At 28.5% G+C, this 8,574-nt stretch carries 5 protein-coding genes and 1 pseudogene; all 6 read left to right on the forward strand.

All coding sequences use genetic code 11. The features are described 5' to 3' along the window. A pseudogene (locus tag ACRC03_RS13940) lies at nt 1-314 on the forward strand (hypothetical protein); the annotation flags it as partial. Between the two features lie 162 nt (nt 315-476). After that, nucleotides 477-1,391 carry a DUF368 domain-containing protein gene (locus ACRC03_RS13945; protein WP_438653191.1) on the forward strand — a complete coding sequence of 305 codons (915 nt, stop codon included), beginning with the start codon at nt 477-479 and terminating at the stop codon, nt 1,389-1,391. 152 nt (nt 1,392-1,543) lie between these two features. Further along, a complete protein-coding gene (locus ACRC03_RS13950; RefSeq protein ID WP_438653192.1) occupies nt 1,544-3,583 on the forward strand; it encodes a cell wall-binding repeat-containing protein in 2,040 nt (679 codons plus the stop codon). A gap of 149 nt (nt 3,584-3,732) precedes the next feature. Further along, entirely contained in the window at nt 3,733-5,532 is a 1,800-nt protein-coding gene (locus ACRC03_RS13955; protein ID WP_438653193.1) for a cell wall-binding repeat-containing protein, read from the forward strand. 282 nt (nt 5,533-5,814) lie between these two features. Further along, on the forward strand, nt 5,815-6,204 hold the full coding sequence (locus ACRC03_RS13960; RefSeq protein WP_438653195.1) for a cell wall-binding repeat-containing protein: 390 nt from the start codon (nt 5,815-5,817) through the stop codon (nt 6,202-6,204). A 194-nt stretch (nt 6,205-6,398) separates the two neighbouring features. Continuing rightward, nucleotides 6,399-8,192, forward strand: a complete 1,794-nt coding sequence (locus ACRC03_RS13965) for a cell wall-binding repeat-containing protein (protein WP_438653194.1) — start codon at nt 6,399-6,401, stop codon at nt 8,190-8,192. Nucleotides 8,193-8,574: the final 382 nt, after the last annotated feature.

Below are 8,574 nucleotides of genomic sequence, written 5' to 3' on the forward strand. Positions count from 1 at the left end.
ATGAAAAAGAGATATATGCAGTACCAGGTAGTATAAAAAGCAGATATAGTGAAGGATGCAATAGATTAATAAGAGAAGGAATAAAAACATATCTATCACCAAAAGATATAATAGAAAATAATGAATTAAAAATAACTAAAACAATAGATGAAAGAGAAAATATAATATTGTCACTTCTTAATAAAAATGGGACTACAATTGATTTTATAAAGTTAAAAACAGGATTAAAGGAGTGTAGCCTAGAACAATTGCTATTTGAGATGGAGGTAGATGGCTCAGTGAAACAAGTAGGAGGACTATTTTTCCCAAGCTAGACACCAGGTGTGCAGAATCAGGCGATAAATCTACAAGATCCCAGGTTTATCTATGTAAAAATAAAGATAAGGGAAAAAATATATGTTATAATAATACATATGTAATCATAAGTTCATATATAATAGTTCTATTGTCACAAAAATAAATTTAGGGAGGGAACTGTGTATATCTTAAATTTTATTAGAGGATTCTGCATGGCACTAGCAGATAGTATACCAGGTGTATCTGGAGGTACTATAGCATTTATATTAGGTTTCTACGATGATTTTGTAAACTCATTAAATAATCTAATATCGGGAAGTAAAATAGAAAGAATGACTGCACTAAAATTTTTATATAAAATAGGAATAGGATGGATAACAGGATTTATACTATCGGTATTATTTATAACTTCAATATTTGAAAAAAATATATATGAAATAAGCTCGTTATTTTTAGGCTTTATAATAGCATCTATTCCTTTAATAGTCAAATCTGAAATAAAAACATTATTAAATAACAAGAAAAATATATTATTTTTAATAATTGGAATTATAATAGTATGTTCTATGACCTACTTTAATCCAGCCAAAGGTAATGGAAATAGCTTTTCTATCAAATCAGAGAATTTAAATTTATTGTATATAGCATATATATTTATAACTGGAATGATAGCTATATCAGCAATGGTACTACCTGGTATATCAGGGTCTACTATACTATTAATATTTGGATTATATGTACCGATACTTAATGCTATAAAACAAGTTCTTAAGTTAAACTTTGAATATTTGCCAGCTATATTAATATTTGGTTCAGGAATAATAGTGGGCATTTTAGTAACTGTAAGAGTTGTAAGATATTTACTTAGAACTTTTAGATCACAGACTATATATTGCATAATAGGTCTTATGATAGGTTCTATATATGCAGTTATAATGGGACCTACATCACTTGAAGTACCTAGACTAGCTATGAGTACGTCAACTTTTAGTGTGGTATTTTTTGCTATAGGATGCACCTTAGTTCCTGCTTTAGAAAAACTTAAAGATGTATTTAAAAACAAAAGTTTAGAGTTAGAAAATCTAGAAAATTAGATGGAAAGCCGTATGCCAGGAAAAAAATCCTAGAACTTACGGCTTTTGTTGTTTTAGACAATAAAGGTTATAACGATATGCAAAATATATAATAATATGGTATAATTTTCAAGTGAGAAATACGAATATGAGATATATATTCGGAGGGTAAAATGACAAAATACAAAGGCATAACTTTGCTAACAATAGGGGCAATAACAGTTACAACAACACTATCAAATGCAATAGCTACACCATATTTAGTAATAGACTCAACAGAAGAACAAAAAATAACAGAACTAAAAAAAGAAATATATAAATTCTTCAATACAAAATATACAAGCAACAAATCTCTAATTAGCAATTCTAATAATTTAGGAAAAACTGCTTACAAAATACAAATCTCTGATAACCTAGAAACTATAGATAGTTCACCTTATCTGACTAGTTATGCAGAATTTGAGAAAAATTTTAATCAAAAATACTCAAACCTTACCTATACTCAAAAAATAATAGTAAAATACTCTACAATAAGTAGAACTCTATCAAATGGAGAATTAGTAGACTACAAACAACAAAAATACACTGGAAATGAAAAAGAAGTAATCTGGAAAACACTAGAGGATGGAACTAAACAAGGAAAAATAATTATATCCCCAGATACAACTACACAAGAACCTAGGTTTATCTATGTAAAAATAGGAGATACCTTACTAGATATAAATAAACCAATATTCAGGCAAAAAAATGGATATTACATAGATAGTAATGGCTACACTATAAAAAAAGTAGATAACAATATAATAGAAACCATACAAACATTACCTAATGGAGTAATAGATGGATGCTATGAAGACACCAAAATATCACTAGGCGAAGAGGACAAAATACAAAACACAGATGCAATAGTAAAATATGCAGACATCATAAATACACAAAAACTAACAGTAGAAGATATTTACGAACCAAATACGGGGAGACTTACTATAAAAGGAAATGAACTATTAAAAAGTCTTCAGAACAATAACTATTTAATAAGTCTAGAAGGAACAAACAAAATAACTGATGAACCAAGTAAACTATATATAGATAAAAGTGACAATAACAATATAGTCCTAAGATATATTAATAATAATATAGAAGTAAATACTCAGGATTTATCAAGCATGAATATTATAATAGAAGAAAAAACTACAGATAACAAACACATAATAAATAAACTAATAATAAAACCTACTAGAAAAGCAGGACTTGATACTCTAGTTAAACTACTAATAGAGAATCCTCCTATACAAACTCATGCTGGACTAAATAGATATGAAACAGCAGTACAAGTGAGCAAAGTAGCCTACAAACAAACTACTGATAATGTAATCCTTGTATCAGGTGAAAGTCAATCTTTAGTAGATGGGTTAACCTCAACGCCTTTAGCTGCTAGTTTAAATGCACCAATACTTCTTACAAAAAAGGATGAAATACCTAAAGAAACCATAGAAGAAATAGAAAGACTAAAAGCCAAAAACATATACATAATTGGAGGCGAAAGTGTAATCTCTCAAAAAGTATATAATAAATTAGATAGATACTATGGAAAAAATATAAAGCGAATCTATGGAAAAGATAGATATGAAACCTCTATAGCTGTAGCAGATGAACTAGTTAAAAATAAAAAGCAAAAATTAGATACATTCATAGTGGGAGGAAATGGACAAGCAGATGCATTATCGATATCTTCCTTAGCCGCAAGTAAGCAATCTCCAATAATTCTTACGCCTAAGGAGAACCTGTCTTACGATGCTAGATACTTTTTACATGAAAATACAAGCAAAGCTTATATAATAGGTGGTACAAATATAGTAGCAAATACAGTAGCACAAGATATATTAAATCTAAACTTAAGCGTAAAAAGAATAGAAGGAGAAAGAAGACAAGATACAAATGCAGCAGTTATAAAAGAGTTTTACACAAATGGAAAAGAACTCTACAATAATGGAGGTATTATAATTTCTAAATCTACTGATGAAGGACTAGTAGATTCTCTAGCAGCAGGAATACTAGGAGATAAAATAAATGCTCCTATAGTACTAGCTACAGATAGCTTAACCTATGACCAAGAAGATGTTTTAACTGAATTAAAATCAAAAGACAATAAGCTACAAGTTGGATATGGAGTATCATCTAAAGTAGCAGAATATATATACAAGCTAAAATAAAATTAATAATATAATCTTATAACCTACCAAAATACACTAATTTAGATAGAAAATTTAAAATTATTTCCAAAATTATACTTTATGAGTAGAAATCTGATACTTATATGTACTAACATATAAGTATCAGACTAAAATACGGGGGAAATATAATGAAAAAAATAAGCATCTTATTAGTTGTAGCAATTCTATTTGTCAATTTACCTTTATACAAAGTTGAGGCAAATGAAAACATCCAAATAAAAAAAATAATGGGTGAGAACATATATGAAACAGGAACAAAAATAAGCCAAGAAGGCTGGAAATCTACAGCAAATACTGTAGTACTACTAAATAGTAAAGCAATTATAGATGGTATAGTAGCTTCACCTTTGGCTAGTATCTATGATGCACCAATACTTTTAACAAACCAAGACAATTTACCTACAGAAATGAAAAAAGAATTACTTAGACTAAAACCTAAAAATCTAATAATAATAGGTGGAGAAACTATGGTATCTAGTCAAGTTATAAATGATATAAAAACCTTTCTTCCAAGTACAGCCATAGAAAGAATAGGTGGAGAAAATAGATATGAAACTTCTTTAATGGTAGCAAAAAAAATAAATGAAAAGCAAAATATTAAGGAAATCTATATAGGCTATGGAGGTTCAGAAGCGGATTTACTATCTATAGCCTGTAAAGCAGGAGAAAAAAAACAACCTATTATCTTAACCAATAAAAATTTCCTAGAAAATACGACCTATGAATGGTTAGCTAGTAAGAAAATTGATAATGCCTATTTTATAGGTGGTGAATCAGTAATTCAAGAAGAAGTAATAACCAGCATAAATAGCATTAGTAATAATGATGTAACTAAAAATAGAATTTCTGGAGCTAATAGATTTGAAACAAATGCAAAAGTGATAGAAAAGTTTTACTATAACAAAAAACTAGAAAGTCCTTTAATAACAAACTCTAAAGCTTATGAAACAGCTTTAATGGCAACGCCTTTAGCATCAAAATTAAAATCACCTATGATACTAGTAGGAGATAATGGATTAGATACAACACAGGAGAAAGTTCTAAGTAGTAAATATACGAATACTATCTATACAATAGGTAGCAATATTAATGATTCTACTATAAATAAAATAGTAAACACTTTAACGTATAAAGAAGATACCTCAGACAATGGTATTAGTAAAGATATTTTATTTTTTGTACCACATCAAGATGATGAAATTATAAGTTTTTCAAATGAAATCAAGAAGTACATAGATAAGGGTTATAACGTAAATGTAATTTTAATGACTGATGGCTCACAGTCAGGAGTTAGAGAAATTTTAAATGGAGAAGGGATAGTCTGTAACCTACACAAATATATTCATAGTCCTTACAAAGAAAATTATAAATGTGACAATATGTCAATTAGTTACGTAAATGACCTGCAGTTTACTAAATACAGAAATGATGAATTTAAAAGAGCTTTATTAAAGCTAGGTTTAAAAGAAGAAAATATTCATTTTTCTAGATATAAAGAACCAGATAAAAAACTATCTAAAGCTATGGTTACTCGAGGAATGATGGAGTTTTTAGAAAAATATCCAAATGCTAGTGTGCATACTTTTTACGACAAGTCTTATAGCAAGGAAAATCACAGTGACCATGTTATCTTAGGAGTAGTAGCTAGAGAACTGTATAGTCAAGGTAAAATTAAAAACTTGTGTTATCATATAGAGCCATATTTATATGATAAATTTTTAAATAGTGGATTAAAAGAAAATGTATTGGTAGAATATGCAGAAAGCAAAAATGCTGAACAAAGTATCATAGAAGCAATGAGGGAGTATTGTATATGGGAACCACAAAATGGAAAGATGGCAATAGGCTATCATTCAGTAAGTAGCATATTTGATCAAGCTATGAAGCTGCCAATTAACTATACAATTAAGTTTTTACAAGGTTTTTAATATCTAAACCTTGTAAGAATTTGTATAATATTACTAGGATGAATAGAATGGGGGAGAATACGTAGCAATATCTAAAAAAATTACAAGTAGATTCAAATTTTAAAATTATAAGTAAATATGATAATATAAACAAGATAATTCAACCTAAAACAGTAACGGGACAAGGTGTATTTGGAGATAATAAACCTCTACAACTAACTTATATAAATGGAGAAGCAAACTTAAAAAATAGCTATTATTTTATAGATACCACTAGAGGCAAGGAGCCTATAGCAGCTTTTGATGGCAAGGGGAGTTACAAAATTAGGATATCTAATAGCCCAGCAACTAGGTGAAGATACTATGGGAAGAATCTTCTATAATGCTTTGACAGAAGGCTTGTATTCTCAATCAGATTTTAAACATTTAGGACAAGTATTACTTACAAAAACTGCAACAACACAAGAAAAACAAGCTGCAGCTAAAGACGGTAGAGTTAAAAGTAATGACTTAATAGACGCTTTATCTATAGGAGTGTTTGCAGCTAAACGAGATTCACCAGTCTTAATAGTAAGCAGAACTTTAGATAGTACACAAAAATTAGCCTTATCAACTAAGAAACCAAGCAAAGTAACTAAAGTTGGAGGAAATGGAAATGAAAGTGCTTTTGAAGAGTTAAAAAGTATATTTTAATATATAAACCACAGTCTAGGGTTACAAAATAGTCATCAACTTTTAACATTAATTTAAAAGTAAATTTACCTTTGAATTGTTATAATTACATTAATTACTAAAATTGTAAATAAAAGTAAAGTTAAAACATAAAGGTAAGGAGATGGAGATTTATAATCAAACTACAATAGTATTAAAAAATGGGGGACTATATAATGGGAAAACTAATTAAAAATATGAAGTTATCTCTAATACTTGGAGTGATGTTTGTGAGCTTGCTAGCAAATAATGCGTATGCAGAAGACATTATGCAAATAAAAGATTTTACAGGCAAAGATATAGCAAACAAAATAGTACAAGAAGGATGGGGAAATTCTGCAGATACAGTAATTATATTAAATAGTAAAGCTGTAATAGATGGCATCTTAGCAACACCTTTATCAGGTATTTACAATGCACCAGTACTTTTATCAGATAAAGATAATTTAAAACCAGAAACTAAAGCTCAACTTACGAAATTAAAACCTAAAAATGTAATAATTATAGGTGGAGAAAATATAGTATCAAATAATGTTAAAAAAGCTATTCAAAGTCTTTTAGGCAATGTCAATATAGAAAGAATTGGTGGAAAAGATAGATATGATACTTCACTATTAATAGCTAAGAAAATAGATACACAGTTTAAGGTAGAAAAAATATATGTAGGCTATGGAAATTCAGAGGCTGATTTAATATCTATAGCAAGTAAATCGGGAGAAGAAAAAACACCTATTATCTTAGCTAAAAAAGAGGCAATACCACAAAACCTATACGACTGGTTGGCTACTAAACAATTGTCAAATGCTTATTTTATAGGTGGGGAAGCTGTTATTTCAAATAACGTAATAAGTAGCGTAAACAATATAACTAGCAACAATGTAACCGAAAATAGAGTTTGGGGAAAAGATAGATTTGAAACTAATGGAAAACTAATAGAAAAGTTTTATAGTAACAAGGAGCTAAACAGTGCTCTAGTAACCAATGTAAACGATTATGAAACTGCACTTATGGCAATTCCGTTAGGAATAAAACTTAAATCACCCTTAGTTATAGTAGATAAAAATAATGTAAATGCTACACAAAGCCAAGTCTTAAACCAAAAGTATACTAATAAAATATATAAATTAGGAAATTATGTACAAGACGGAGCTTTTAACACTATAGTAAATGGTTTAAAATATGATCCATTATTTGACAATCAAAATACAAGTAAAGATGTTCTATTTTTTATACCACATCAAGATGATGAAATGTTAAGTTTTTCAACTGTTATAAAACAATATGTAGACAAAGGGTTTAATGTAAATGTAGTTTTAATGACAGATGGATCTTGGGCTGGTCTTGAAAAAGTTATAAATGGAACTAATGGAGTTTGCAAAATTCATAATGTAGTACACAATCCTAAAAAAGATGGGGCTAAAGTAAATGGAGTTAGCATCAATACATTTACTAGAGCTAATACAGTACAGTGTAGAAATGATGAATATACTAGAGCGTTACAAAAGCTAGGATTAAGAAAAGACAATATACACATTTCTAGTTTTGTGCAAGAAGATTTGGGTGTAAAGAAGGATACAACGATTAAAGGTATGATGGAGTATTTAGACAAGTATCCAAATGCAGCAGTACACACTTTCTATTATTCACCTTTTAGCAAAAGAACACATACAGATCATTTAGGTCTAGGTGTAGCAGCAAAAGAATTATATGATAATAAAAAGATAAGTAAGTTATATCTTCATGTAGAGCCTTATTTAGCTGATGAATTTATAGCTAAGAATAAAAATGTAAAGTTATATGCAGCTTATCCAAGCACAAATGCTGAAAAAAATAGCATCATAGAGGGATTAAAAGAATATATGGTTTGGCAACCAAAGGATGGTAAATACGCTATAGGATATCATTCAGTTAAGAAATTAATTGATACTCAAATTAAAAATTCAGTTAATTATTTCCTTGAATATAAATAATAGTGATAAGAAAAATTTTAACTAAGTTAATAAAAATAAGTCATAGCAAAATGCTATGGCTTATTTTTATATTTATTAATATATTGAATTAAAAATAAAAAAAATTGAAAACTAAGTATAGGAATTTTTCTAGTAGCGCCATCTAAAATATATAGATTATGAGCGAAGAGGGGGATTATATAAGCCGTACCGACATTGCGAATGCCTGGAGGAAGGCTTATATAATCCTTCTCGAGCGGTCTCTATATTGTTATACGGCGAATTATTCTAACCTTCAAAAATTACTTTAAATTATCCTATTTTTCATAAATTTAAGGAGATTGAATAATTTGCCTCTATTAATTATATAATTTTGGTCAAATTATATAATCTTTAAGATAAT

Source organism: Romboutsia sp., from assembly GCF_051659545.1.
Taxonomy (GTDB): domain Bacteria; phylum Bacillota; class Clostridia; order Peptostreptococcales; family Peptostreptococcaceae; genus JBOFOR01.

Coding starts and splice junctions, on each gene's coding strand:
- ACRC03_RS13950 (WP_438653192.1), top strand. CDS start 1,544: ATGACAAAATACAAAGGCATAACTTTGCTAACAATAGGGGCAATAACA.
- ACRC03_RS13955 (WP_438653193.1), top strand. CDS start 3,733: ATGAAAAAAATAAGCATCTTATTAGTTGTAGCAATTCTATTTGTCAAT.
- ACRC03_RS13960 (WP_438653195.1), top strand. CDS start 5,815: ATGGCAAGGGGAGTTACAAAATTAGGATATCTAATAGCCCAGCAACTA.
- ACRC03_RS13965 (WP_438653194.1), top strand. CDS start 6,399: ATGGGAAAACTAATTAAAAATATGAAGTTATCTCTAATACTTGGAGTG.